Consider the following 24,087-nt stretch of genomic DNA (forward strand, 5'->3'; position numbering starts at 1 on the left):
CAACCGTTCATTTCTCCTTCAACATCGCTTCCATCTGAGTGATTTCCGCCTGCTGACCGGCAATGATCGCTTCTGCCATCTTTTCCGCCGATGGATCGAGCCCGTTGTCGAGTTCGGTCTGGGACATGGTGATGGCACCCTTGTGGTGCTCGATCATCATCGTCAGCCACAACTTGTCGAACTCCGCGCCACTGGCGTCGGTGAGGGCGGTCATGTCGTCGGCCGACATCATGCCCGGCATCTCGGCCATCCCGACGCCGTGTCCCGCATGCGCCGAATCATCCATGCCCTCCATCGAACTCGACGAAGGATCGGGGCGTCCCCACTCCGTCAGCAATTCCGTCATCTGAGCCATTTCCGGGCCTTGCGCTGCCTCTATCTGCGCTGCAAGAGAGAGAAGTTCGGCATTGTCGGTTCGACCGTCGACCATTCTGGCCATGTCCAATGCCTGCGCGTGATGCGGGTACATCCCTTCGAGAAACTCGATGTCGGCAGCATTGACACCCGCAGGAATCTCCGACTGTGCTGCGACGCTGGTCGTTTCGGAAGAATGGTTGACGCTCTCCCCGGAGTTGTCCGAGCATCCGGCAATCAACAGTGCTGCCGCTGCCACAACCGGTACGAACCGTGCGGCGCTCTTCCTGACCGTCAAAGACATGTTTCACTCCCGAAAATTGATTCTGTTCGATATGCACTGCACCACAATTGATTTGACAACAATGCTGCACATGCACAGTTGCCACGTTACCGGCGAAAATCCGCCTCGAAGCCCGATAACCGGCCCAAACAGGCTTCCTTCATCGAATCTTCACAGTCGAGCGGAAACCACCACACGACAGCAATGCAGACACACAGTCGACTAACCTCGGTTTGATGAGCGCCGAACTACGACCTGGTGAGGAACCGGGGCGTGTTCTTGTCGTCGACGACGAGACTGCCCTCGCGAAGGTTGTCGCCAACTATCTGACACGCGAAGGATTCACCGTGCGCCTCGCCCACGACGGGCCGAGCGCAGTACGCTCGGTGCGCGAATTCGAGCCCGCGCTGATCGTGCTCGATCTGATGCTCCCGGGCTTCGACGGCATGGAAGTCTGCCGACGAATCCGCACCTTCTCGGACGCGTACATCCTGATGCTCTCCGCCCGCGGTGAAGAGTCGGACAAGGTGACGGGTCTGGCGGCCGGCGCGGATGACTACGTGGTCAAGCCCTTCGGCCCCCGCGAGTTGGTTGCGCGAGTGAAAGCTCTGCTCAGACGGCCACGCGCGTCGAGTTTGCTGCCGAAAGTGCTGCCAACGCCTCCCGGACTCGACATCGACGTCCTGGCCCGCACGGTCCGTGTCGACGACAACCTGGTCGATCTGACCCCCACCGAGTTCACCCTGTTGTCCGCGCTCGCATCCCGACCCGACGCAGCCTGGAGTCGGGCCGAGATCATCGCCTCGGTGTGGGGGTCGTCCTGGTTCGGGGACCAGCACATCGTCGACGTCCATGTCCGTGCATTACGCCGCAAACTCGGCGACGACGCGACCGATCCGCGGTTCATCAGAACCGTCAGGGGCGTCGGATACTCACTGAGGTCGTCATGAACGCGGTCGTCATGAAAAAACTCGGCCTACGCGGAAAACTACTGCTCGCGCAGCTTGTCGTCCTGTTCGTCGCCTGCCTCGTAATCGCCGCCGTTGCCATCGCCGTCGCTGCCCCGCTCTTTCACAACCACCTCATGATGGCCGGCATCGAAGACTCGAATGTCCGTACCCACACCGAAGAAGCATTCGCTCAGACCATGACCATTGCTCTGTTGTGCGGGATCGCGGTCGCGCTGGTGGGCGCAGGCATCGCCGCGGTCTACATCGTCCGACGCGTCACGGCACCGATCACCATGCTGGCAGAGGCGGCGCAAAGCGTCGCCGACGGGAACTTCGACGTGACTATCGGCAGGTCCGACGTAGATGCCGATTTCACGCGTCTCGAAACGGCATTCGCCGACATGGCTGCACGCCTTGATCATTCGGATCGGGTCCGCAAACGACTGCTTGCCGACCTTGCCCACGAATTGCGCACTCCGGTATCGACTTTGGCTGCGTACGTGGACGGTATCGAGGACGGAGTTGTGCCGACAGAACCTTCGTCGTGGTCGGTGATGCGCGATCAACTCGAACGTCTGCGTCGGCTGTCGTGCGATCTGGCGGACGTCTCCGCTGCCGACGAACACGCTCTCGAACTCGATCGCCGGACCGAGAATCTCGACGACATCGTCTGCAGCGCAACGGCAGCAGCGGGGCCACGTTTTGCCGATCGTGGAGTCGAATTGACAACCGCCCTGCCTCCGCAACCGGTCACGGCCGAGGTCGATCGCCAACGAATCGAACAGATCCTCGCCAACCTGCTCGAAAACGCGTTGCGGCACACTCCAACCGGAGGTTCGGTGAAGGTGACACTCGCACGGGAAGGTGATCACCTCACGGTGTCCGTCACCGATACCGGTGACGGAATTCCCGCAGACCAACTCGAATCCGTCTTCGACCGTTTCCATCGCGGTGATCGATCCGACGGCTCTGGTTTGGGACTCACCATTGCGAGGAGCCTCGCGCTGGCGCATGGCGGCAACCTGACGGCCCGCCGCAACGAGCAGCCGCTCGGCAGCACCCTCGTCCTCACTTTGCCGATGGGACTCAGGCAGCTGCCTTGAACGGATCGTGCTCGGCGATCAACTTCTCGAGTCGAGCCTCGTCCACTCGAACCCTGACGGTAGACGCCTCCTGCTGATCACGAATCACCTTGGCCAACGTGAACGTACTGGTGACCAAGAACAGCAAGGACATTCCGAGAAATCCGCGTTGCCACGCATCGATCGGAAGATACGCAATTCCGAGGAGGGTGCCGACAAAACTGACGGCAAAGGCTATTCCGGCCTGCAGATAGAAGGCTGCGGTGGTCTTCGAAGGTGTTGTCGGTGTGCTCATGCTTCGAAGTCTGCTCGCCCATCCCGGCACTCGGATGCGTAGTCCTACTCGAGTGCGCACGGTACTTCCCCGGCAAAAATCAGATGCCGTTACCCATCCTGGTGGATAGTCTCGGTCCGGTATCCGGAGTTGTTCCAGAACAGTTGTTGTTCGACAACAGTCAGACGGCAGGAGTGATCGATGACCCGCAGACATATCGCCATGGTGAGCATTCCGGCACCTGGCCACGTCAATCCAAGCCTGGCGATCATCGCGCGTCTCGTCGCCGCCGGTCACCGCGTCACCTACGCCAACGACGAGTCGATGCGCGAGGTCATCGAGGCGACCGGGGCTGAATTCGCACCGTACGTCTCCACGCTGCCCAGCCTCGTTCCTTCCCCTGACGGCGCCGAACCGGAGAAGAGTTGGGATGGGGATCTGATCGATCAGTTGACGATTTTCCAGGACGACTACGAGGCGATGCTGCCGCAGCTGCGCCAAATCTACGACGACGACCGTCCCGACCTCTTTCTCTACGACATCGCCGGGATCCCCGCGCGAATACTGGCTCAGCAGTGGAACGTTCCCATCATCCAGTTGTCGCCGACGTATGTTGCCTGGGACGGCTACGAAGACGACGCCGCACCGATGTACGACGAGATTCGTTCCGATCCGAGAGGCGTCGACCTGCTCGATCGGGAGGCCCGGTTCTTCCGCGCCGAAGGCGTCGAGGTCGATCCGCGTGAGTTCACCGGACGCCCACCCCGTGCAATCGTGCTGATCGCAGAATCGATGCAGCCCAACGCCGATCGAGTGAACCGCGACGTCTACACGTTTGTCGGCCCCGCACTCGAACCGAGCAACCAACCCTGGGTGAACCCGGATCCCGAACGCAAGCTTGTGTTGATTTCGCTGGGTTCAGCCTTCACCGATCATCCGGATTTCTATCGCACCTGCGTCGAGGCTTTCGCCCCGATGGACGGCTGGCACGTCGTCCTCCAGATCGGAAAGCAGGTGCAGATCTCGGATCTCGGACCACTACCCGACAACGTCGAAATACACCGCTGGGTACCGCAGTTCGCGATTCTGCAGCAGGCCGACGCGTTCGTGACCCACGCGGGTATGGGCGGATCCAGCGAGGGACTCGTGACCGGCACGCCCATGATCGCGGTGCCGCAAGCCGTCGATCAGTTCGGCAACGCCGACTCACTCGTCGACGCCGGTGTCGCAGTACGCATCGACGGCGCCACCGTCACGGCAGTAGAGCTTCGAGAGGCGCTGACTCGGGTGAGCTCGGACGAGTTCCGCCGACGCAGTGCAGAGTTGGCAAAAGAACTCGCAGTGGCGGGCGGTGTATCTCGTGCCGTCGAGTTGATCGAGGCCGCCCTGCCAGACAGCGGGCGGCGGTAGTGGTGGCTACCAGTGCCAGGCGTCGCCGCCCACGTTCTTGACGGTTCGCTGCAGAACCGTGATGGTGGTGACGAATTCTTCTTCGCTGATTCCCTGCATCCGCTCTTCCTGCAGCATCTGCTGTACCCGCGCGGCGCGATCGAACTGCTGGGTGCCCGCATCAGTAGGGAGAAGGACAGACTCGTCTTCACGCGCCCAGCCCAGGTCGAGAGCAGAGTCGACGGCCGCGTCGATCACGTCAGTTGATTCGTTCGGACCGATCGTTCGCAGGAGGACAGCTCGCTCCACCCCTTCAGGGTGCAGCGAAAGTTGGTGCAGGACCCACCACCCCGGCTGGGTCACGCCGATTGCTTCGAGCGCTCCGCGCGTGCGCGCGCGAATCGCTTCACCGGCGCGCGCTGTCCAGAATCCGATCGGCTGATTGGCCGGTGGCTGCATCGCTTGTTTGTTCATGGACACGACGATAAAACCTCAACGGAAGTTCAGGTCAACCACCAGCGAGGTGAAGTTCTACATATGTTGTGTGATTGCTCGGCCGATGATGCGGGCGGCGTCGGGGAACTCACCCGGGTTCGGTCCGGCGTAGTTGAGCCGCAGGAACTTTCCGGTCGGTTCTGCCGGGAACCAATCGTCACCGGCCCCGACGATGACGCCGGCCGACCGGCAGTCCTGCACGACACGTTCGAGATTCGTGGTGTCCGGGAGCCGAAGCCAGAGGTTGAGTCCGCCTTGCGGTACAGCGTCGAGGTGAGCGTCCGGCGCATGCTCGCGCAGACTCGACACGAGGAGGTCGCGTCTGGCCTCGAGTTGGTGACGAAGCCGGCGCAAGTGCGTACGCCAGGCCGGTTGGGTCACGACGTCGAGCGCTACCGCTTGCAGCATCCCACTGACATACATCGAATCCGCCTGTGTATCAGCAAGAATCCGCTCGTAGGCCGGCCCTCGGGCGATCAATCCGGCAACTCGCACCGATGGCGACACGCTCTTGGTCAGTGCACGAAGGTAAACGACGTGTCCGCTGTCGTCGCGTGCAGCGATGGGGCTGGGATCCGCGGTGATTCCGAAGTCGAGCGCCGAACTGTCCTCGATGAGGAAGGCGCCGTGCCGACGGACGGTGTCGAGAACCTTGTCAGCCAACGACGGCGACCACAGCGCTCCCGTCGGGCTCGCGAAGCTCGGTTGCGCGTAGAACGCACGGGCACCGGTCTGTTCGAATGCACGCGAAAGCTCTTCAGGATCAGGACCGTTGGCGCCGCTGGAGATCGGAATGACCGTCACACCGGCCTGCGCGGCAGCCAGGATCGCACCCCAGTAGGTCGGCGATTCCATGAGCAACGGACGCCCCTCCCCCACCAGCGCACGGAAGGACGTCGCAAGCCCACCCTGACTGCCGGGAAGTACAACCACGTCGTTCGGCCCGGGCGGAGTGATCCCGGCGGGAGTTGCGGAACCCAATTCGGAGGCAAACCAGGACTGCAGTTCCGGAAGCCCGGCGGCGAGGGGCCGATTGAACACGGCGTCGGTTCGCGTCGCCCTGGTGAATGCTGCACGAACCAGACCTTCCGGCAACAGCTCTCGGGCCGGATAGCCGGAATGCAGCGCGATCACGTCGTTGGAGGTGGACTGCAGCGCAATAGGAAGCTGCAGACGATAGTTCGGCGATCCGAGCGCCGCGGTCTGCCACCCGTAATCGTTGGGTCGCACGACGCGTGCGGCGCGTACGAAGGTCCCCACACCGGGACGAGCCTCCACAACCCCCTGAGATACCAGCGTTCGCAGCGCCTTCTGCACGGTGACCGGGCTCGCCCCGTGCAGGCTCACGAGCGACCGAGTGGACGGAAGCTTCGCGCCTGGAGGTGCCGTCGCGATCCATTCGCGCAAGGCTGCGACAATCCTCGAACTGCTATCATTGGACATGTCGAATCATAGTAGCGCTACTCTCCTCTCGCCGCTAGCGCTATCGCGAATCAATGTCCGTTTCCAGACCGAACCCTGAGGCGCCCTTCTCATCTGAAACACAACTCGCCCACCCGAACCGGAGAGGTACGTAACCGCGTGAACACACCCATCGATCAGGCCCGCAAGCTCGAGAATGTCAGGTACGACATCAGAGGGCGAATTCTCGACAAGACCGAAGAACTCGAGGATCAGGGACACACGATCCTGCGACTCAACGTCGGTAATCCGGCCCCCTTCGGATTCGAAGCACCGGACGAAATCATGATGGCCATGATCCGCAATCTCCCTACCGCCCAGGGATATTGCGATTCTCGCGGACTGTATTCGGCGCGCACCGCGGTGGTCCAGTACTACCAGACGCGGGGTATCACCGACGTCACCGTCGACGAGATCTATCTCGGAAACGGCGTCTCCGAACTGATCACGCTGACGATGCAGGCGCTCTGCAATCCCGAGGACGAGATCCTGATTCCCGCTCCCGACTACCCCTTGTGGACGGCTTCGGTTTCACTTGCCGGCGGCACGCCGGTTCACTACCTCACCGATGAAAGCCAGGGCTGGGCACCGGACTTCGACGATCTGGAAGCCCGGATCTCTCCGCGCACCCGAGGGATTGTCGTCATCAATCCCAACAATCCGACGGGCGCCGTCTACTCGACGGAGGTGCTGCAACGCTTCGTCGACATTGCCCGCAAGCATGACCTGATGCTCTTCGCCGACGAGATCTACGAGAAGATCGTCTACGACGGCCGATCCATGACAAACCTTGCGTCGATGACCGGGCGAGACGTTTTGTGTCTGACATACTCGGGGCTGTCCAAGGCCTACCGCGTCTGCGGGTTCCGAGCCGGATGGCTGGCCATCACCGGACCACTCGAGCGGGCGTCGAGTTTCATCGAAGGCATCAAACTGCTGGCCAACATGCGAATGTGTGCCAATGTGCCGGCGCAGCACGCGATCCAGACCGCACTCGGCGGACGCCAGTCCATCGAGGACCTCCTGCTCCCGCAAGGTCGACTGACAGCACAGCGCGATCTCGCGCACAGCACGCTCAACAGCATCGACGGGATCAGCTGTCAGCAGGCCGACGGCGCGCTGTACCTGTTCCCGAAGCTCGACGTCGACAAGTTCGGCATCGTCGACGACGAGAGGTTCGTTCTCGATCTACTGGAATCGGAAAAGATTCTGGTCAGTCACGGCCGCGCGTTCAATTGGATCGAACCCGACCACTTTCGGTTGGTGACCCTGCCGAACACCGACGACCTCACGATCGCCCTCGAGCGTCTCGGCAACTTCCTCAGTTCCTACAGCCAGTAACCCGAGAACCGGGACGCCCCCACAAACGACTGAACGCCGACCGGATTTCCGGTCGGCGTTCAGTGGTGAGAATCAGCAGGCGATCAGGCAGTGACGATCGCGTCGAGTGCCGAGTAGAACAAGCCGAGTCCGTCGTCGCTCGGTCCGGTGAGAGCCTCGGTGGCGTGCTCGGGGTGCGGCATCAAACCGACGACGCGGCCGTTGGCCGAAGAGATACCGGCGATACGACGCTGCGAGCCGTTGGGGTTCTCCTCCGAGTAGCGGAAGACGACGCGGCCTTCACCCTCGAGTTCGTCGAGAACATTTTCGGAAGCCTGGAAGCGACCTTCACCCGACTTGAGCGGGATGAGGATCTGGGCGCCGGCCTCATAGCGTGAGGACCAAGCCGTGTTGTTGGCTTCGACCGTCAACCACTCGTCGCGGCAGATGAAGTGCAGACCCTGGTTACGGGTCAGGGCACCGGGGAGCAAACCTGCTTCGCAGAGGATCTGGAAACCGTTGCAGATGCCCAGGACCGGCATGCCGCCCTTGGCTGCTTCGACAACCTTGCCCATCGCGGGAGCAAAACGTGCGATCGCGCCGCAACGAAGGTAGTCGCCGTAGGAGAATCCGCCGGGAACGACAACCGCGTCGACACCCTTGAGGTCTGCGTCGCCGTGCCAGAGTTCGACAGCTTCACCGCCGGCCAGGTTGATGGCCCGAGCAGCATCGATGTCGTCGAGCGTGCCCGGGAACGTGATAACCCCGATACGTGCGCTCATGCCTCGACTCGCCTGACGGTCCAATCCTCGATCACCGTGTTGGCCAGCAGGCCTTCGGCGATCTTCTCGAGTTCGGCGTCTTCGACACTGCCGTCGATCTCCAACTCGAACCGCTTGCCCTGACGGACATCGGATACTCCTGCAAAGCCCAGGCGAGACAGTGCCCCGACAATTGCCTGTCCCTGGGGGTCGAGAATCTCGGCCTTGGGCATGACTTCGACGACGACACGGGCCACGTGCTGCTCCTCGGTACTAGTGCGCGAACCCGGAGTGAAACGCTCGGGTGATGGCCAGTTTACCGGGCGCACCCGAGATGGTTCGCATCGAGTGATCGGGGCGTGACGGCCAACACCCGCGAAACCCGCCTGCGAGTCACTCCAGGGCGGCGCATACTCGAAATCATGCGACTGACACATTTTGGCCATTCCTGTGTGCTCGTGGAGTTGAACGGATCGAAAATCCTCTTCGATCCCGGCAACTTCTCGCACGGATTCGAAGGCATCACCGGCCTCGACGCCATCCTCGTGACACATCAACACCCCGATCACGCCGACCCGGCGCGCCTACCCGAACTGGCCGAAGCAAACCCCGACGCGGTGCTGTACAGCGATCCGCAGACGGCTGAGAAGCTCGGTGGGCGCTGGACGGGAGTCCGGCCGGGCGACCGGTTCAGCATCGGCGACGTCGAGGTGACCGGAACCGGCGGAGAGCACGCGATCATCCATCCGGACCTACCGATGATCGACAACACCGCGTTCCTCCTCGGCGACGCCACCAACCCGGCGCAGTTCATGCATCCCGGCGATTCCCTCTACGTCCCCGAACAGAAGGTCGACGTTCTTGCCCTTCCCGCCGCCGCACCGTGGCTCAAGATCTCGGAGGCCATCGACTACCTCCGCGCGGTAGCGCCGCGCGTCGCGGTTCCCATCCATCAAGCGATCATCCGCGACGAAGCCACAGGCATCTTCTACGGTCGCTACTCGGAAATGGCTGCCGACGGTACCGAGTTCCGAGTTCTCGGCGAGGAGTCGAGCGTCGAAGTCGCCTGATTCAGTCCTCACGCACTCACATCGACGATGATCCAGCCGGTGCTCGTCCCACCTGCTGCGTCGGTGAGTGTGTAGAGAATCCTGTCGGTGCCTGTCTTCGTTCCGGCCTCGAACACCACTTCGCCGTTTTCGAGCTTTACGGCGCCACCGAGAAGTGACGTCGCCTCGACCCCGGTTACCTTGATCGAATCTCCGTTGCTGTCATGATCATTCGCGACGGCGTCGACGGTGACTGTGCCACCTGAGCGGACCTGCGCGGTGTCGAGTGCGGCGTACGGCGGGATCGGGCTTGCCGTGTACCGACCGACGTCGTCGAGTCGATCCGAGGCCACGTCCGCGGCATCGACGATGGCAGCAAATTCGGTGCCGTCGAAGCGCGAGAGGTCGTTGCCGTTCATGATGGTCGATCCCTCGGCGCCGCCGCCGTGATAGTCGTCGGCGTAGAAGTTGTGGCCCAACTCGTGGCGGAGGACGCGGCTGAAGTTGCCATCGGGCTCGGCACCGACCTGCGCGTAGCTGTGATCGAGTTCGAACCTCGAGTAGTAGGCATTGCCGCCACCGGAAGCGCAGACGACAGTCGCCTGGTCGACGCTCGTCCCGACCTGATCGGACCACAGACCTTCCAACTGGTCGAGGTCTTCACAACTGCTCGAATACGGGTCACTCGCGGCATCGGCCCGAAGGACAACCCGACCCAGGATCGGCCGAATTCCGACGTCTCTGATCCAGATGGCAGCGGTTCGGGCCATTGATTCCTCGGCCCGATCCAGAGCGACGGCGGGACTGCCTGCGCCGTGCGCGGAGTACCACTCGCCACTGAGATCCAATCCCACCACGAACTGCTTTACCGTCTTGCCGACGCTTGCGGCCGAGGCCGACGCGATAGAGGCGGTCGGCCACTTGGGTTTTGCGTCGATCGGCGCCGTGCTGCGACCGACCACGTCGGATCCCACGAACTCGATCGAAGCACCACGATCGAAAATCACCTGCCCGCGCAGTGTTCCGGCGGAGTCGACGATGGCCGAGACGATTGCGTCCGGTTGCCCTTCCACACTGCCGATGTACGAACGGGGCGCCGGGATCACCACATCGGTCAGCTCGCCGCCGCTTTCCTGTACGGCCATCGAGAAGTCGGATCCCCGCAGATTCATCTTGTGTAGCCGCAGTGTGAGTTGCTCACCTTCGTCGTCGACAGATGCGGTGCGGGTGCCTTCGCTCGCACCGCCGTCGACACCGCCCGTCGGCAGCGTGTGAACCACGCCGGTCGGAGCGGCAGACGCAACTGCCGGGACGATTGCAGCACAGACGACTGCGCCCACAGCCAGAGCGACAAGACCCTCGGCCGACTTGGAGAACCCTCGTGCGCGCATGGTGAACCTCAACTTCGTCTACTAGCGGCAGATTAACTGCACGCACTGTAGCAGCGAAAAGGTTGGGCGACGCCATACTCGAATTCAACGTCCACTTTATGCGACTTTGACCTAATCGGCCCTACTGCCTGCAAGGAACGGGATAAATGCGAAGAGTCTGCCTGCTCGGGCAACCCGGACACACGACACCATCTCGCAGCTATCGAATAGTTGCCAATGACCGAATTCAGGCAGCGCCGAGTTCCTGCGACGGGGAGTTCCATCGGTATACCTGCGAGGTGGCCTCATGAAAAAGCGCGAGGTCCACAGCGTCGAGAACAGCCTGACGTGGGCCCTCGTTTCCCAACTGCTTGGCAGTAATCGACAATCTGACCAGTCCCCCACGCTTGGCGGCGCGCCCGGCTCCGAGAACCAATGCGCGACACCACCACGGCTCGGCCTTGAAGCCCTCGCCGATACCGAAAACCCTTCCCCGCTGCAAGGTTCCACGGGTCAGATCGTGTACTGCGCCGAGGCCTGCCATCGTCCGAAAGCCGGTCTCCGGCAACACCGACATGGCACCAGGCGACGCCACCCAGCGCGGCGGTGCGAACACCCGGGTCCGAAGGCCTGCATGCTCGAGAACCCGATCCGCAGCGAGTAGTCGCAGTTTTGCTTCGTGCTTCGACAGAGTGGCGAACTCGGCTCGACGACGCTTGGTCGCGGCCTGGTCGTAGCCGTGCAGAACGATGGCGTCGCCGTGCTCACGACGCTCACGCAGCCAGGCCGTCGTCACCGCGTCGTCGGCCAGTCGATATTTGTCCTTCAGTCGCGGCGCCACCAGGAGCGACAGGCGGACACCTCGAGCGTCCATCTCGTCTGCGAATCCGGCAGCGAGATAACATGTCTCGTCTCTGATTCCGGATACCGACACGATCAGTTCTGCGGACATACTCCGATACTGGCAGCTGTGGGTGAACAGCACACTGCCGCCGGATGATCATCCGGCGGCAGTTTTCAGCACAGCTACTAATTCTTCGGAAGCGCAGCTACTAATTCTTGGGAAGCGCGGCTACTAATTCTTGGGAAGCGCGGCTTCGATGGCGGCGACAACCTCGGGAGCGTCAGGTTCGGTCCGCGGACGGAAGCGGTTGACGACGGTGCCGTCCGGTCCGATCAAGAACTTCTCGAAGTTCCACTGGATGTCGCCCGCAGCGCCTTCGGCGTCGGCAGCCTTGGTGAGTTCGGCGTACAGCGGATGCTGGTTCTCGCCGTTCACCTCGATCTTCTCGAGGAGCGGGAACGTGACGCCGTAGGTAGTGGAGCAGAACGTCTCGATCTCTTCGGCGGTACCCGGTTCCTGCCCCATGAACTGGTTGCACGGGATGCCGATCACGGTCAGACCGCGATCGGCGTACTCGCTGGCCAGCTTCTCGAGCGCCGAGTACTGCGGGGTCAGTCCACACTTGGATGCCACGTTGACCACGAGCACGGCACGGCCGTCGTATTCACCCAACGAGGTGGGCACGCCACCGAGGGTGTTGATCGCGATGTTCTGTACTGGAGTTGTCATAGGTCCAACTTAGCGACTTTTGCCGACTGCCAGTTCTCGCCCACTGCTACTTCGATGCTCCGAGAATGCGATCGAGGTCGTCCAGAACGGTGAGGCCGCCGAGCGGTCCGACGCCCGTGATCCAGTAGGACATGTCGACCAGATGTGGGTTCGGGAAGAATCCGGCGTTGTCCGCCACGGCCTTCGGCATCGTGCTGGGATCTGCTGGCTTCGCGGAGGTGACCAGGATGAGGTCGGCGTTGGCTCCGGAGACGAATTCCGGGGAGAGGTCGACGGAGATCGAGTTCTCCCAGTCGCGTGCGGGAATCGTGAGTCCCGCGCATTCGAGAGTGCTTCCGGCAAACGACGTTGGTCCGTACAGCGTCAGCACGTCGTCGCGTGGACGGATGAGCTGAGCGGTCTTGCCCTCGGTGCTGTGTTTGCTCGCCACTTCCTCGCAGCGTGCCGTGTAGTCACCGAGCAGTTCGCCTGCCTGATCGGTCTTGTTCAACGCCTCTGCGACGAACTGGACGTTGTCCTGCCACGGATCGGTCTGGGTCGCCATGTAGACGGTCGGCGCGATGGCAGCGAGTTGCTCGTACAGATCACCGTGCCGCGATTCCGTTCCGATGATCAGGTCCGGGCTCAGTGCGACGATCTTCTCGAGGTTCGGCGCCGCGACGGTGCCGACCATCTCGATCTCCGCGGCCTTCTCACCGAGGTACGCCGGAACCCCGGTCGTCTCGCTGAGGACCGCGGTGCCCACGGGAATCACGCCCAGCGCTACCGACGTGTCGAGCTGAACCGGCTCGAGCACGACAACTCTCTGCGGATCCATCGGTACGTCCGTGGTTCCGCGGGCATGGGTGACCGCGTGCACGGTGTCGGCGGACTGACTGTCGGTATCCGTCTTGTCGTCACTGCCACACGCCGTTGTCGTTGCCACGATGGCGGCGAGGACAAAACCACCCAGCACGTACTTCGCCCGCGAGTTACTGCGTTTCATTCCCAACACTCCTGTTACCGACTGCTTTCGACCGTCACAGCCACGCGCATTCACCACGGCTGAGCAAAGGATTCACCATCCAATAGTCTGGTGAGCCTAACCTACGAGACTGGAGCCTCATCATGTCTTCCCTTCCCTGCCACACCTGCAGCGACGGTGTCCTGGGGAAGGCATCTATGCAGTGCTTTCCGGAATTTGTCGCCAATCCGCAAACCAGTCGACGCCCTCACGCCTGTACACGGCAGTCGTCGACCGCCGGCGAACCGATGGTCGGTCGCGCCGGAACGACACATCTGTGGGTGTTGATCGAGCACCCCGGCCCCTGGCCGGCGTCCGCTCCTGACGACGTTCTCCCAGTCGCACTCACCGAAAAAATCTACGCAGCGCAGGGTCGTATCCGCCTCGTGGTGGTCCGGCGGCCCCGCAACCGCCGAGTCCTCACCCCGATGTGCGTACTCGCCTGGACGGACGGCACACGTCAGTGGATGCGGGAAGGGTCGGTCGACCGATACGAGGACCTGTCGGTACTGCCGTTCGAATCGATGGCCACCGGTGTGGAACCCGACTTCGGCCGCTCCCGCACGGAACCGCTCTTCGCAGTCTGCACACATGGAAAGAAGGATGCGTGCTGCGCGGAACTCGGTCGCCCGGTCGTGTCGGCGCTGAACGCGGCACAGATCGCAGATGTGTGGGAATGCAGTCACATCGGCGGAGATCGATTCGCGGCCAACATGATTGCGTGGCCCGCCGCAGTCTATTTCAGCCGACTGGACGGCAACTCCGCAATCGATGCAGCCGAAAAATACCAAGCCGGAGAATTGGAGCTGCTGCACCTGCGCGGCCGAGCGGCACTGTCACAGGCAGCTCAGGCCGCCGAACACGCAGTCCGACGCGTTACCGGCATCGTCGCGACGGACGCACTCGAGAGCGTCACCGAGAGCGTCGACGGAGAACATACGACTGTCGATCTTCGATTGGAGGCGAGAGACTTTCGCGTGGTCGTTCGACCCGGCTCTCCAGGGCAGCCGTTCCGACACGATTGCGGTTCCGGAGGAACTGTCGAATGGGACGGATGGAACGTAGAACACCTTCACGAGCAATCGCACTGACCACTCGATTCCGGTAGAACTGCCCGGCAGGCCATCGAACCGAGATTTGCGCGGACTGACAACACTTCGAATCAGGTCGCGATGAAGGATCGACGCCCCTGGTGATTACAGCTTGCATTCTTCCCATGACCACCGCACTGACGCCGAATGCCGTTTCCCGGTCTGCAGATCCGATCAAGAGTGAGGTCGACTACGAAACACTGGCAGCAAAATTCCGTCCGATCTTCGCGGACATCGCACAAGCCGTCGTCGAACGCGAACGCGATCACGTGCTTCCCTTCCAACAGATCGACGCACTCAAGAAAGCAGGCTTCGGCGCCGTTCGGGTGCCGACAACACACGGTGGATCCGGCGCGAGCATCCCGCAATTGATCCGGTTACTAGTCGAATTGTCGAGCGCCGATTCCAACATCACCCAGGCACTGCGCGGTCATTTCGCGTTTGTCGAAGACCGACTGGTCGCCGACCCCGGGCCTGAGCGTGACACCTGGCTCCGACGCTTCGCGGAGGGACAGTTGGTCGGCAACGCGTGGACCGAAATCGGCGACGTTGCATTGGGCGAAGCCAACACCAAAGTCTCGCCCGCACCCGATGCCGACCATTTCCTGGCGAACGGGGCAAAGTTCTACAGCACGGGTTCCATTTTCGCCGACTGGATCGACCTGTACTCGCAGCGCACCGACACCGGCGCATTCGTGATCGCCGCAGTCGAAGCGAGACAACCCGGTGTCACACACAGTGACGACTGGAACGGGTTCGGCCAGCAGACGACTGGCTCCGGCTCGTCCGTCTACGAGAACGCAATAGTCCAGCCGGAGAACATCTTCGACTTCTCGACGCGATTCAAGTACCAGACAGCGTTCTACCAACTTTTCCATCTCGCCACTCTCGCCGGCATCGCCAAGGCTGCGACAACCGAGATCTCTCGTCGAGTCGCCTCTCGTACTCGAACCTTCAGTCACGGCAACGCTCCGAGATACGCGCAGGATTCGCAGATCCAGCAAGTTGTCGGCGAGGTGTCCTCTGCTGCCTTTGCAGCCGAGGCCGTGGCGCTGCACGCAGCACAGTCGTCCCAATGGGCATACGAAGCTGCATTCTCCGGCTCGCCGGAGGAAGAGAAGGCCGCCAACATCGCAGCCGAAATCGATTCGGGGCGAGGGCAGGTCGCCTCGATCGGACTCGTCGTTCCGGCCACGGCCAAGATCTTCGACGCACTCGGCGCTTCCGGAGTGAGCCGCGACCTCGATCTCGATCGGTTCTGGCGCAACGCGCGCACCGTGGCCAGTCATAATCCGGTCGTCTTCAAATCCAAAGTTGTCGGCGACTACGAAATCAACGGAACCGAACCGATTTACGTGTGGGCCATCGGGACTGCACCGACCGAAAAGGATGTACAGGCATGACCGTGACCAGTGAAACCGAAGTCTTCGTCGGCGTTCCCGACACATCCGAAGGCTGGATCGACCGCGCTCGCGAGGTGAGCAACGTCCTTGCCGTCGACGCGCTCGCCCGCGACCGAGCCGGCGAACCACCGTTCCGAGAAGTCCAGCTGCTCAAGGACAGTGGTCTGGTGACACTGCTGGGTCCGATCGAGTTCGGCGGCGGTGGGCAGCGATGGGAGACCGCCTACAAGGTGGTTCGGGAGATCGCGCGCGCCGACGGCTCCATCGGGCAACTGCTCGGGTATCACTACCTGTGGGCATGGGCAGCCAGATTGGTCGGAACCGATCCGCAGATCTCCGCTGTCGAGGAGCTGTACACGAGCAACCGATTCTTCTTCGGCGGCGCAGTGAATCCTCGAGATACGGACCTCACCGTCGTGGACCGCGGAGACACCCTGGTGTTCAACGGTGTGAAGTCGTTTTCCACCGGCGGACGAGTCACCGACCTCACGGTGCTCGAAGGAATCATCGACGGAACTGCGACGCATGTGTTCGCTATCGTGCCGACTGCTCAGGACGGCATAGTCTTCCGCGGCGATTGGGACAACCTCGGGCAGCGCCTCACCGATTCGGGCAGTGTCGAGATCAATGACGTCGAGGTCGACTGGGCAAGTGCGGCAGGCTTTGTCGACAAGGAATTCCAACCTCTGGTCTACAACACCCTGAACTTCCCCGCGATCGAGATCGTGTTCGCGAACTTCTACCTCGGGATCGCCCGTGGCGCACTGGACACTGCGGCCGAGTACACCCGAACCCGTACGCGTCCATGGCCGTACGGCGGTGACAACCGCGAAATCGCAACCGACGAGTGGTACCTCCGTGAGGGCTACGGCGACTTGCAATCGAAGCTGTGGGCGGCGGAGGCCTTCGTGGATCAGGTCAGCCGTGAGGCCGACGCCGTGCTCCACGACGCTCGCGAAAACCTCACCGAGCAGGCTCGCGGCGACCTCGCCGTACGCATTGCGGCCGCAAAACTTCGCGCCGCCGACGTCTCCTTGGAGATCAGCAACAAGATCTTCGAACTGACCGGTGCCAGAGCCACGTCCAACGATGTCGGCCTGGATATCTACTGGCGCAACATCCGGACGCATACCCTTCACGATCCGCTCGCGTACAAGCGCCGTGAAGTCGGTAGTCGTTTTCTGACCGGCGAGATTCCCGAACCCACCTGGTACACATAGCACCCACGAACAGAAAGAGACCGTCGCACGGTTAGTGCGGCGGTCTCTTTCATCGTTACGACCAGGATCACTGATCGTAGATCGGGTTCCGCGCCTGCTGTGCGGTCAAACGTTCAGCAGAGCGGAAGTATCTAGTGATGGCTCACAAATGACTGCTTGGTGCCGGTCGGAGCCGTTTCGAGTTTGTGCTGCTCTTCTTCGTCCTCGTCGTCGAGCATCGTGGCTTCGTTGAACGGAATCTTCCCGTCGAGCACCTCGATGACGCGTTCCTTGTCGATCGTCTTGGTCCACGCGCCGACCAGGAGAGTCGCGACCGCATTGCCCGAGAAATTGGTGATCGCTCGCGCTTCCGACATGAAGCGGTCGATTCCGACGATGAGTCCGACGCCGTCGAGAAGCTCGGGGCGATGGCTCTGAAGTCCGCCGGCCAGCGTGGCCAGACCGGCGCCGCTGACTCCCGCAGCGCCCTTGGAGGCGATGATCATGAACACCAGCAGCGAGAGCTGTTCACCGAAGGCGAGCGGCTGTCCCATGGCGTCGGCGATGAAGATCGAGGCCATCGTCAGGTAGATCGCGGTGCCGTCGAGGTTGAACGAGTAGCCGGTGGGAACGACGATGCCCACCGTGGTGCGCTCGACGCCTACGTGCTCCATCTTGGCGATCAGACGCGGCAGTGCCGATTCGGAGGACGACGTGGCGAAGATGAGCAGGTACTCACGGGCCAAGTACTTGACCAGCTTGAAGATGTTGAATCCGGTGACGGCGCGCAGCAGCGTTCCGAGAACACCGAAGACGAAGATCAGGCAGGTCAGGTAGAAGCCGATCATCAGGGTTCCGAGCTGGACGACGGCGTTCAAACCGGTCTGGCCGACGACGCTGGCGATGGCGCCGAAAGCACCGATCGGGGCGAGCCAGAGAATCATCGTCAGGATCTTGAACACGAGCTTCTGGATGTATCCGACGGCCTTGAGAATCGGCTCACCCGACTTGCCGAGCGACTGGATCGCGAAGCCGACCAGAAGGGCGACGAACAGAGTCTGCAGCACGCTGCCGGCGGTGAGGGAGGACAGCATCGACGTCGGAATGATGGACGCGATGAAGTCCCAGGTACCGCCCGCGCTGTGGGCCTGATCTGCAAGCTTGGCCACGGAGGCCGCGTTGGGCGTGATGTTCAGGCCACTGCCCGGGTTGAGCAGGTTGCCGACGCCCAGGCCGATCGCGAGTGCGATGGTGGACATCCCGATGAAGTAGGCGAGTGCGAGGCCGCCGACCTTGCCGACCTTGGCCGCAGCTCGAACCGAGCCGATGCCGAGCACGATGGTGCAGAAGATGACCGGGCTGATCATCATCTTGATCAGGCTGACGAACAACGTGCCGAGTACACCGACGGACTTACCGAACTCGGGTGCGAGCCAACCGACGAGGATGCCGCCGATAACCGCGACGATGACGCTCATGTAGAGCCAATGCGTCTTGTCGCGCTTTGCCTTGGTGCCCTCGGGCTGTGGGGAACCGTCTACTGTCCCTGTTGCCGTGCTGCTCATGGGGTGTCCTTTGGATCGGATATCTGTGAAGTGATCGGGATCACTTCGAGTCGTGGAGAATTCTTGTTGCAAACAGGTGGGCCCGGAAGTTTGTGTTCATTACGTTCAGGAGGCGCTCGATGGTCGAACGAAAGACCGGCCGACGTATGAGCGTCGCCAGGCAGATCCTGCTCCTGCAATTGGCGTTGTTGGCGCTGGTCATCGGCGTGGGGGCCGCGCTCGCAGTTGTCGACGAACGCCGAGACAGCGACGACGCGATCCGCAGGCAGGTGAGCTCGATAGCGCAGACTCTCGCCCTGTCGGATTCGACGGCGGCAGCCCTGACGAGCCCGGACCCGACCGCGATTCTGCAACCACAGACCGAGAAAATACGACAGGCAACCGGCGTCGATTTCATCGTGGTGATGGCGCCGGATCGCACTCGATTCACCCACACGAGCCCGGAGCTGATCGGTCAACTGTTCAACGGAAACATTGACCGCGCACTCGCCGGCGTGACCTTCACGGAGACGTACGCCGGGTCGCTGGGGCCGTCGATCCGCGCAGTCACTCCTGTCTACGATTCCGGCGGAACCCTGGTCGGTCTGGTTTCTGCCGGTGTCACCCGCGAGCAGATCAGCAAGCAGTTCGCCCAAAGTGTTCCGGTCATCCTGTTCGTTGCCGGCGGCGGTCTTCTTGCCGCCCTCCTGAGTTCACTTCTGGTGAGCCGACGCATCAGGCGACAGACCCTGGGAATGGCTCCGGACGAACTGCGCACCATGTACGAGCACCACGACGCCGTACTGCACAGCATCGGTGAGGGTTTGGTGGTGATCGGGCAAGGCCGAAGCAAAGACGCGAGAGTGGACATCGTCAACGACGAAGCACGTCGCCTCCTCGATCTACCGGACGGACCCGTGCCACTTTCATCCATCCCCGAGACCATGCGGGTCGACGACGCCTCTCCCGCGAAGGATCAAGTGCACCTCACCGACAAGCGTGTGCTGGTGGTCAACCAACACCCGGTTGAGTGGGAGGGCAACAGAATTGGCACCGTGCTGACAATTCGCGATCACACCGAACTTCAGAACGTACTCGGGGAATTGGATTCGGTACGTAGTTTTGCCGAGTCGCTTCGATCGCAAGCCCACGAGAGCGCAAATCGTCTGCACACGATCATCACGATGGTCGAGTTGGGGCGAAACGAGGACGCAGTGGCCTTCGCCACCAACGAATTGCGGGTGTCCCAACAGCTGATCGATCGTCTGATGAATGCGGTCCACGAGCCGGCGCTGGCCGCACTACTGCTCGGGAAAATGAGCGAAGCGACCGAACGCGGGGTCGACCTGACCATCACGGAAGACACCGCGCTCGGTCCGGTTCCTTCGCTCAATGCACGCGAGTTGGTCACGCTGGTCGGCAATCTCGTGGACAATGCTATTGACGCATCGCGCGCGAGCGAGTCTCCGTGGGTGGAAGTGACGGTAATGGAAGAGGATTCGATGATGGTTGTTGCCGTCGCCGACAGCGGCCCGGGAATGACACCCGAAGCACTCGAAAAGGCCAAGGGCCGTGGCTACTCCACAAAATCCGGCTCTCGCGGACTCGGTCTCGCACTGGTCTCTCAAGTTGTGAAACGGCACGGCGGCACGCTCACCAGCGAGCCGGCGATGGGCTCCATGCTGGTTGTCCGTATCCCGCTGCGCGAGGCGGAAGCACCGCGATGATCCGTGTACTGATAGTCGACGACGAACCGTTGATCGCGCAGGCACACCGTTCCTACGTCGAGCGTGTGCCGGAATTCGTGGTCCACGGCGTGGTTCATTCCGGGAACGCCGCCGTGCGTGCAGTTACGGCGGCCAATGCCACCGACCAGCCCATCGACCTGGTCCTGCTCGACATCGGGTTGCCCGACGCCAGCGGTCTCGACGTGGCCTCCGCCCTGGGCGGGTTGCGGCCCAGTCCTGACATCATCGCGGTTACCTCGGCGCGCGATCTGGAGGTGGTCCGAAGCGCCGTGGCTCGCGGGATCGTCCTCTATCTTCTCAAGCCGTTCACTTTCGCAGCATTCCGCGACAAGCTCGAGCGCTACCTCGAATATCGCGCAGCACTTCCCGCTGGAGAGTCTGCGGTCAGTCAACACGACATCGACCGCGCGATGTCCGCACTACGAACGTCCGACGATCGAGCAGCGGCGCCGAAAGGCTTTGCATCTCAAACGCTCGGACTCGTCGCAGCGTCTGTCCGGGATTCTGAGGGACCCGTGACCGCTGCAGAGGTGGCAGCATCGGTCGGCGTGTCCCGGGTGACGGCCTGGCGCTACCTGGAAAAGCTGGCAGACGACGGCATGCTCACCCGGGAGACCGAGTACGGGCGCGCTGGGCGCCCTCAGGTTCGTTACCGCAGAACCTGATTGACACAGAATCTAGTTTGCGCCAACCGTGTCGAGAACCCAGGCGAACTCGAATGCGACCTCTTTCCACTTCTCGTACCGACCGCTGACACCGCCGTGTCCGGCGCTCATCTCGGTCTTGAGAAGTAGCGGAGCATCACCGGTCTTCGTGGCGCGCAGTTTCGCGACCCACTTGGCCGGCTCCACGTACAGAACGCGGGTGTCGTTGATGCTCGTGATCGCAAGAATGGCGGGATAGTCCTTGGCTTCCACGTTCTCGTACGGGCTGTACGAGCGCATGTAGTCGTAGACGTCCTTGTTGTGCAGCGGATCTCCCCATTCGTCCCACTCGATGACCGTCAACGGTAGCGACGGATCGAGAATCGACGTCAGCGGGTCGACAAACGGAACATTGGCGAGAATGCCGGCAAACAGTTCCGGAGCGAGATTGGCGACAGCCCCCATCAGCAATCCACCCGCACTACCGCCGTCGGCAACCATCCGATCGGCCGCCGTGACACCGGTGTCGATCAAATGCTTTGCGCACGAGACAAAATCGGTGAAGGTATTCTTCTTCGTGAGCGTCTTGCCGTTTTCGTACCAGTGACGACCCATCTCGCCGCCGCCGCGCACGTGTGCGACCACGAAGACGACGCCGCGATCGAGCAACGACAAGCGGGCAACCGAGAACGACGGGTCGATGCTCGCCTCGTAGGAACCGTAGCCGTACAACAGCAGCGGCGCGGGACCTTCCGGCGCACCTACGCGCCTCACGATCGAGAGCGGAATGCGGGTTCCGTCGTCGGCCACTGCCCAGTCGCGACGCTGCTCGTAATTACTCGCATCGAAGTCACCGAGAACAGGCTGCGACTTGCGCAGTGCCAGTTCACCACTGGCGACGTAGTAGTCGTACACCTGCCCGGGAGTGATGAACGACGTGAAGCCGAGTCGGATGGTGGGCTGCGCCCATTCCGGGTTGGACCCCATACCGATGCTGAAGAGTTCTTCGTCGAAGTCGATTTCGTGACGCTCGCCGTAGCCGTCATCCGTCAACGGCCACACGGCAACCCGAGTGAGCGCCTCGCGGCGGTAGCTCAGGACGAGGTGTCCGGCAAAAGCTTCGGCTTCTTCCAGACGAACGTCTGCGCTGTGCTCGATCAGCGTCGTCATGTTTGTCGGATCCGACACAGGAGCTTCCACCAACACGAAGTTCTCGGCCTTGACTCCGTCCACGACGTCGTTGTGGAGGATCAGGAAGCGGTCCTCTCCCCCGATCACCGCGTGTTCAGCGCCGTACTCGACGCCCTCGCGACGCGGGATGATGACGCGGAAGTCGCCTTCCGGGTTCGCCGATTCCAGCATCCAGCCTTCGCTGGTCACCTTGGAACCGACCCAGATCATCAGGTACTTCTCACTGCGGGTAGACCCCACCGAAACCCAGTACCGCTCGTCAGGCTCGTGGAACACCGAAACATCTTGACTCTGCGGCGTTCCCAGCTTGTGACGCCACACGGTGTCCGGACGCCAGGAATCGTCGACCGTCATGTAGAAGACGTGACTGTGGTCGATCGCCCAGGTGGCGCCAGGCGCGGTATCGGGAATCTCGTCGGCGAGCATCTCACCGGTCTCGAGGTTCTTGAACCGCAAGGTGTACCGCTCGTCGCCGACGATGTCCACCGAGTACGCGAGCAACGTGCCGTCCTCGCTGATGGAGAACGCGCCGAGCGAAAAGAACTCGTGCCCTTCGGCTTCGACGTTGCCGTCCATGAGGATCTGCTCGCCGGCCAGCTCGACGCCGGGCGTCAGGTTGGGCGGAGTCCAGTCGTCTTCACCGGCGATGGGGCACCGGCACTGGACGGTGTACGACTTGCCTTCCACGCTGCGCGAGTAGTACCACCACTTACCCATGCGAGTGGGCACCGACATGTCGGTTTCCTGCGTCCGCGACTTGATCTCCTGGAAGATCTTCTCGCGCAACGGCTCGAGCGCGGCCGTCTGCTCGTCGGTGTACGCGTTTTCGGCTTCGAGGTATGCGACGACCTCGGCGTTGTCCTTGTCCCGCAGCCACTCGTAGTCATCGACGAACGTGTGTCCGTGATGGGTACGTTCGGCGGGGACCTTCTTTGCGACCGGCGGGATCAGGCTCATGCGCTGGGACCGACCCAATCGTCGAAGGACAGACCGGAAATGCGCTCGTACGCCTCGATGTAGCGTGCCCGAGTCGCGTCGACGATCTCCTGCGGCAACGGCGGCGGTGTCGTGTCCGAGCTACGGTCCCAGCCGGATTCGGGGCTCGTGAGCCAGTCGCGCACGAACTGCTTGTCGAAACTGGGCTGCACCTTGCCCGCTTCGTAGCCTTCGAGAGGCCAGTAGCGCGACGAGTCGGGGGTGAGCACCTCGTCGGCGAGCACGAGGTTTCCACCGGAGTCGAGACCGAATTCGAGCTTGGTGTCGGCAAGGATGATTCCGCGATCGGCCGCGAAGTTGGAGGCGCGGGCATAAACGTCGAGAGTGTCCTCGCGAAGCTGCACTGCCAGCTTCTGGCCGACCTTCTCCACTACCTGATCGAAGCTGATGTTCTCGTCGTGATCCCCGAGAGCTGCCTTGGACGCCGGGGTGAAGATGGGGTCGGGCAGCCGCGACGCCTCGACGAGGCCCTCGGGCAACGCGACGCCGCACACTGCGCCGGTGTTGTTGTAGTCGACCAGGCCGGAGCCGGTGAGGAAGCCACGAACGACGCATTCGACGGGAACCATGTCGAGGGAGCGCACCACGAGAGCGCGGCCGAGAACCTCTTCCGGGATGCGATCGTCGTCGGGCTCGCCGGCCAGGTGGTTGGTGCCACCGAGGACGTTGAAGAAGAACACGCTCATCGCGGTGAGCACGCGACCCTTGTCCGGGATCGGCGTGCTGAGCACGTGGTCGTAGGCCGAGATCCGATCACTCGCGACAAGCAGCAGATGCTCGTCGTCGATCGTGTAAAGGTCACGGACCTTGCCACCGGCCAGATGAGTGTAGGAATCAAGTGTAGGACGCACCCGGTCACCCTATCGGGCGTTCGCAGTTCGTACAGAACCCCGGTAGCCGGGACAGG

23 protein-coding genes are annotated in these 24,087 nt (G+C 62.1%); 10 read left to right on the forward strand and 13 right to left on the reverse strand.

All coding sequences use genetic code 11. The features are described from left to right. Positions 1-7: 7 nt before the first annotated feature. Complete coding sequence (locus AC2ETI_RS10810) at positions 8-658, reverse strand: DUF305 domain-containing protein (RefSeq protein ID WP_153213260.1); 651 nt, start codon at positions 656-658, stop codon at positions 8-10. A gap of 215 nt (positions 659-873) precedes the next feature. Between AC2ETI_RS10810 and AC2ETI_RS10815 the strand changes: the two genes are divergently transcribed. Further along, positions 874-1,587, forward strand: coding sequence for a response regulator transcription factor (locus AC2ETI_RS10815; RefSeq protein WP_019747082.1), 714 nt, complete (start codon positions 874-876; stop codon positions 1,585-1,587). Then, the gene (locus tag AC2ETI_RS10820; RefSeq protein ID WP_483633895.1) at positions 1,584-2,690 is read left to right on the forward strand and encodes a sensor histidine kinase; all 1,107 of its coding nucleotides are present in this window, start codon (positions 1,584-1,586) and stop codon (positions 2,688-2,690) included. The genes AC2ETI_RS10815 and AC2ETI_RS10820 overlap by 4 nt, the downstream gene beginning before the upstream one ends. On the opposite strand, the gene AC2ETI_RS10825 is transcribed toward AC2ETI_RS10820, so the two are convergent. Next, positions 2,674-2,964 carry a YiaA/YiaB family inner membrane protein gene (locus AC2ETI_RS10825; protein WP_003945505.1) on the reverse strand — a complete coding sequence of 97 codons (291 nt, stop codon included), beginning with the start codon at positions 2,962-2,964 and terminating at the stop codon, positions 2,674-2,676. The two genes, AC2ETI_RS10820 and AC2ETI_RS10825, sit on opposite strands and share 17 nt — an antisense overlap. Positions 2,965-3,144: 180 nt before the next feature. On the opposite strand from AC2ETI_RS10825, the gene AC2ETI_RS10830 reads away from it, so the two are divergent. Then, positions 3,145-4,353, forward strand: a complete 1,209-nt coding sequence (locus AC2ETI_RS10830; protein ID WP_483633896.1) for a macrolide family glycosyltransferase — start codon at positions 3,145-3,147, stop codon at positions 4,351-4,353. Between the two features lie 6 nt (positions 4,354-4,359). Here AC2ETI_RS10830 and AC2ETI_RS10835 read toward each other — a convergent pair whose 3' ends face one another. After that, positions 4,360-4,806, reverse strand: coding sequence for a hypothetical protein (locus AC2ETI_RS10835; RefSeq protein WP_019747080.1), 447 nt, complete (start codon positions 4,804-4,806; stop codon positions 4,360-4,362). 57 nt (positions 4,807-4,863) lie between these two features. Beyond that, on the reverse strand, positions 4,864-6,270 hold the full coding sequence (locus tag AC2ETI_RS10840) for an aminotransferase-like domain-containing protein (protein ID WP_019747079.1): 1,407 nt from the start codon (positions 6,268-6,270) through the stop codon (positions 4,864-4,866). Positions 6,271-6,408: 138 nt separating this feature from the next. Here AC2ETI_RS10840 and AC2ETI_RS10845 point away from each other — a divergent pair, with 138 nt between their 5' ends. Then, on the forward strand, positions 6,409-7,629 hold the full coding sequence (locus AC2ETI_RS10845; protein WP_141487732.1) for a pyridoxal phosphate-dependent aminotransferase: 1,221 nt from the start codon (positions 6,409-6,411) through the stop codon (positions 7,627-7,629). Between the two features lie 83 nt (positions 7,630-7,712). On the opposite strand, the gene purQ is transcribed toward AC2ETI_RS10845, so the two are convergent. Both purQ and purS read right to left on the reverse strand, forming a co-directional pair. Beyond that, positions 7,713-8,390, reverse strand: coding sequence for a phosphoribosylformylglycinamidine synthase subunit PurQ (gene purQ / locus AC2ETI_RS10850; protein WP_019747077.1), 678 nt, complete (start codon positions 8,388-8,390; stop codon positions 7,713-7,715). Next, positions 8,387-8,626: a phosphoribosylformylglycinamidine synthase subunit PurS gene (gene purS, locus AC2ETI_RS10855; protein ID WP_003945817.1), complete on the reverse strand. Its 240-nt coding sequence runs from the start codon at positions 8,624-8,626 to the stop codon at positions 8,387-8,389. The genes purQ and purS overlap by 4 nt, the downstream gene beginning before the upstream one ends. Before the next feature lie 165 nt (positions 8,627-8,791). On the opposite strand from purS, the gene AC2ETI_RS10860 reads away from it, so the two are divergent. Continuing rightward, positions 8,792-9,439 carry an MBL fold metallo-hydrolase gene (locus tag AC2ETI_RS10860; protein WP_029254557.1) on the forward strand — a complete coding sequence of 216 codons (648 nt, stop codon included), beginning with the start codon at positions 8,792-8,794 and terminating at the stop codon, positions 9,437-9,439. Positions 9,440-9,447: 8 nt separating this feature from the next. Here the strand turns inward: AC2ETI_RS10860 and AC2ETI_RS10865 are convergent, their stop codons facing one another. From AC2ETI_RS10865 to AC2ETI_RS10880, 4 genes are all read right to left on the reverse strand, one after another. Beyond that, on the reverse strand, positions 9,448-10,809 hold the full coding sequence (locus AC2ETI_RS10865; RefSeq protein WP_030534664.1) for an Ig-like domain-containing protein: 1,362 nt from the start codon (positions 10,807-10,809) through the stop codon (positions 9,448-9,450). A gap of 226 nt (positions 10,810-11,035) precedes the next feature. Continuing rightward, complete coding sequence (locus tag AC2ETI_RS10870) at positions 11,036-11,740, reverse strand: DUF2334 domain-containing protein (RefSeq protein WP_019747074.1); 705 nt, start codon at positions 11,738-11,740, stop codon at positions 11,036-11,038. Positions 11,741-11,863: 123 nt separating this feature from the next. Next, positions 11,864-12,361, reverse strand: a complete 498-nt coding sequence (locus AC2ETI_RS10875) for a glutathione peroxidase (protein ID WP_003945816.1) — start codon at positions 12,359-12,361, stop codon at positions 11,864-11,866. A gap of 46 nt (positions 12,362-12,407) precedes the next feature. After that, the gene (locus tag AC2ETI_RS10880; RefSeq protein WP_483633897.1) at positions 12,408-13,346 is read right to left on the reverse strand and encodes an ABC transporter substrate-binding protein; all 939 of its coding nucleotides are present in this window, start codon (positions 13,344-13,346) and stop codon (positions 12,408-12,410) included. 122 nt (positions 13,347-13,468) lie between these two features. Here AC2ETI_RS10880 and AC2ETI_RS10885 point away from each other — a divergent pair, with 122 nt between their 5' ends. The 3 genes from AC2ETI_RS10885 (at position 13,469) to AC2ETI_RS10895 (ending at position 17,078) form a co-directional block, all read left to right on the forward strand. Continuing rightward, a complete protein-coding gene (locus tag AC2ETI_RS10885; RefSeq protein ID WP_483633898.1) occupies positions 13,469-14,455 on the forward strand; it encodes a sucrase ferredoxin in 987 nt (328 codons plus the stop codon). A 125-nt stretch (positions 14,456-14,580) separates the two neighbouring features. Next, a complete protein-coding gene (locus AC2ETI_RS10890) occupies positions 14,581-15,858 on the forward strand; it encodes an acyl-CoA dehydrogenase family protein (protein WP_020906373.1) in 1,278 nt (425 codons plus the stop codon). Then, positions 15,855-17,078: an acyl-CoA dehydrogenase family protein gene (locus tag AC2ETI_RS10895; RefSeq protein ID WP_019747070.1), complete on the forward strand. Its 1,224-nt coding sequence runs from the start codon at positions 15,855-15,857 to the stop codon at positions 17,076-17,078. Before AC2ETI_RS10890 ends, AC2ETI_RS10895 begins: the two co-directional genes overlap by 4 nt. Positions 17,079-17,209: 131 nt before the next feature. Here the strand turns inward: AC2ETI_RS10895 and AC2ETI_RS10900 are convergent, their stop codons facing one another. Next, the gene (locus AC2ETI_RS10900) at positions 17,210-18,622 is read right to left on the reverse strand and encodes a C4-dicarboxylate transporter DctA (protein WP_003945501.1); all 1,413 of its coding nucleotides are present in this window, start codon (positions 18,620-18,622) and stop codon (positions 17,210-17,212) included. A 119-nt stretch (positions 18,623-18,741) separates the two neighbouring features. Here AC2ETI_RS10900 and AC2ETI_RS10905 point away from each other — a divergent pair, with 119 nt between their 5' ends. Both AC2ETI_RS10905 and AC2ETI_RS10910 read left to right on the forward strand, forming a co-directional pair. Further along, complete coding sequence (locus AC2ETI_RS10905; protein WP_019747069.1) at positions 18,742-20,328, forward strand: sensor histidine kinase; 1,587 nt, start codon at positions 18,742-18,744, stop codon at positions 20,326-20,328. After that, a complete protein-coding gene (locus AC2ETI_RS10910) occupies positions 20,325-21,014 on the forward strand; it encodes a response regulator (RefSeq protein WP_003945570.1) in 690 nt (229 codons plus the stop codon). Before AC2ETI_RS10905 ends, AC2ETI_RS10910 begins: the two co-directional genes overlap by 4 nt. Positions 21,015-21,026: 12 nt before the next feature. On the opposite strand, the gene AC2ETI_RS10915 is transcribed toward AC2ETI_RS10910, so the two are convergent. Both AC2ETI_RS10915 and AC2ETI_RS10920 read right to left on the reverse strand, forming a co-directional pair. Next, complete coding sequence (locus tag AC2ETI_RS10915) at positions 21,027-23,141, reverse strand: S9 family peptidase (RefSeq protein ID WP_019747068.1); 2,115 nt, start codon at positions 23,139-23,141, stop codon at positions 21,027-21,029. Then, complete coding sequence (locus AC2ETI_RS10920; protein WP_019747067.1) at positions 23,138-24,031, reverse strand: phosphoribosylaminoimidazolesuccinocarboxamide synthase; 894 nt, start codon at positions 24,029-24,031, stop codon at positions 23,138-23,140. Before AC2ETI_RS10920 ends, AC2ETI_RS10915 begins: the two co-directional genes overlap by 4 nt. Between the last annotated feature and the right edge of the window lie 56 nt (positions 24,032-24,087).

The sequence above is a fragment of the Rhodococcus sp. MurmanLake-1 genome (genome assembly GCF_056945715.1).

What these genes read in the sequence shown, in the direction of transcription:
- AC2ETI_RS10810 (WP_153213260.1), bottom strand. Translation starts at nt 658, where the DNA reads ATGTCTTTGACGGTCAGGAAGAGCGCCGCACGGTTCGTACCGGTTGTG.
- AC2ETI_RS10815 (WP_019747082.1), top strand. Translation starts at nt 874, where the DNA reads ATGAGCGCCGAACTACGACCTGGTGAGGAACCGGGGCGTGTTCTTGTC.
- AC2ETI_RS10820 (WP_483633895.1), top strand. Translation starts at nt 1,584, where the DNA reads ATGAACGCGGTCGTCATGAAAAAACTCGGCCTACGCGGAAAACTACTG.
- AC2ETI_RS10825 (WP_003945505.1), bottom strand. Translation starts at nt 2,964, where the DNA reads ATGAGCACACCGACAACACCTTCGAAGACCACCGCAGCCTTCTATCTG.
- AC2ETI_RS10830 (WP_483633896.1), top strand. Translation starts at nt 3,145, where the DNA reads ATGACCCGCAGACATATCGCCATGGTGAGCATTCCGGCACCTGGCCAC.
- AC2ETI_RS10835 (WP_019747080.1), bottom strand. Translation starts at nt 4,806, where the DNA reads ATGAACAAACAAGCGATGCAGCCACCGGCCAATCAGCCGATCGGATTC.
- AC2ETI_RS10840 (WP_019747079.1), bottom strand. Translation starts at nt 6,270, where the DNA reads ATGTCCAATGATAGCAGTTCGAGGATTGTCGCAGCCTTGCGCGAATGG.
- purQ (WP_019747077.1), bottom strand. Translation starts at nt 8,390, where the DNA reads ATGAGCGCACGTATCGGGGTTATCACGTTCCCGGGCACGCTCGACGAC.
- AC2ETI_RS10860 (WP_029254557.1), top strand. Translation starts at nt 8,792, where the DNA reads ATGCGACTGACACATTTTGGCCATTCCTGTGTGCTCGTGGAGTTGAAC.
- AC2ETI_RS10865 (WP_030534664.1), bottom strand. Translation starts at nt 10,809, where the DNA reads ATGCGCGCACGAGGGTTCTCCAAGTCGGCCGAGGGTCTTGTCGCTCTG.
- AC2ETI_RS10870 (WP_019747074.1), bottom strand. Translation starts at nt 11,740, where the DNA reads ATGTCCGCAGAACTGATCGTGTCGGTATCCGGAATCAGAGACGAGACA.
- AC2ETI_RS10875 (WP_003945816.1), bottom strand. Translation starts at nt 12,361, where the DNA reads ATGACAACTCCAGTACAGAACATCGCGATCAACACCCTCGGTGGCGTG.
- AC2ETI_RS10880 (WP_483633897.1), bottom strand. Translation starts at nt 13,346, where the DNA reads ATGAAACGCAGTAACTCGCGGGCGAAGTACGTGCTGGGTGGTTTTGTC.
- AC2ETI_RS10885 (WP_483633898.1), top strand. Translation starts at nt 13,469, where the DNA reads ATGTCTTCCCTTCCCTGCCACACCTGCAGCGACGGTGTCCTGGGGAAG.
- AC2ETI_RS10890 (WP_020906373.1), top strand. Translation starts at nt 14,581, where the DNA reads ATGACCACCGCACTGACGCCGAATGCCGTTTCCCGGTCTGCAGATCCG.
- AC2ETI_RS10895 (WP_019747070.1), top strand. Translation starts at nt 15,855, where the DNA reads ATGACCGTGACCAGTGAAACCGAAGTCTTCGTCGGCGTTCCCGACACA.
- AC2ETI_RS10900 (WP_003945501.1), bottom strand. Translation starts at nt 18,622, where the DNA reads ATGAGCAGCACGGCAACAGGGACAGTAGACGGTTCCCCACAGCCCGAG.
- AC2ETI_RS10905 (WP_019747069.1), top strand. Translation starts at nt 18,742, where the DNA reads ATGGTCGAACGAAAGACCGGCCGACGTATGAGCGTCGCCAGGCAGATC.
- AC2ETI_RS10910 (WP_003945570.1), top strand. Translation starts at nt 20,325, where the DNA reads ATGATCCGTGTACTGATAGTCGACGACGAACCGTTGATCGCGCAGGCA.
- AC2ETI_RS10915 (WP_019747068.1), bottom strand. Translation starts at nt 23,141, where the DNA reads ATGAGCCTGATCCCGCCGGTCGCAAAGAAGGTCCCCGCCGAACGTACC.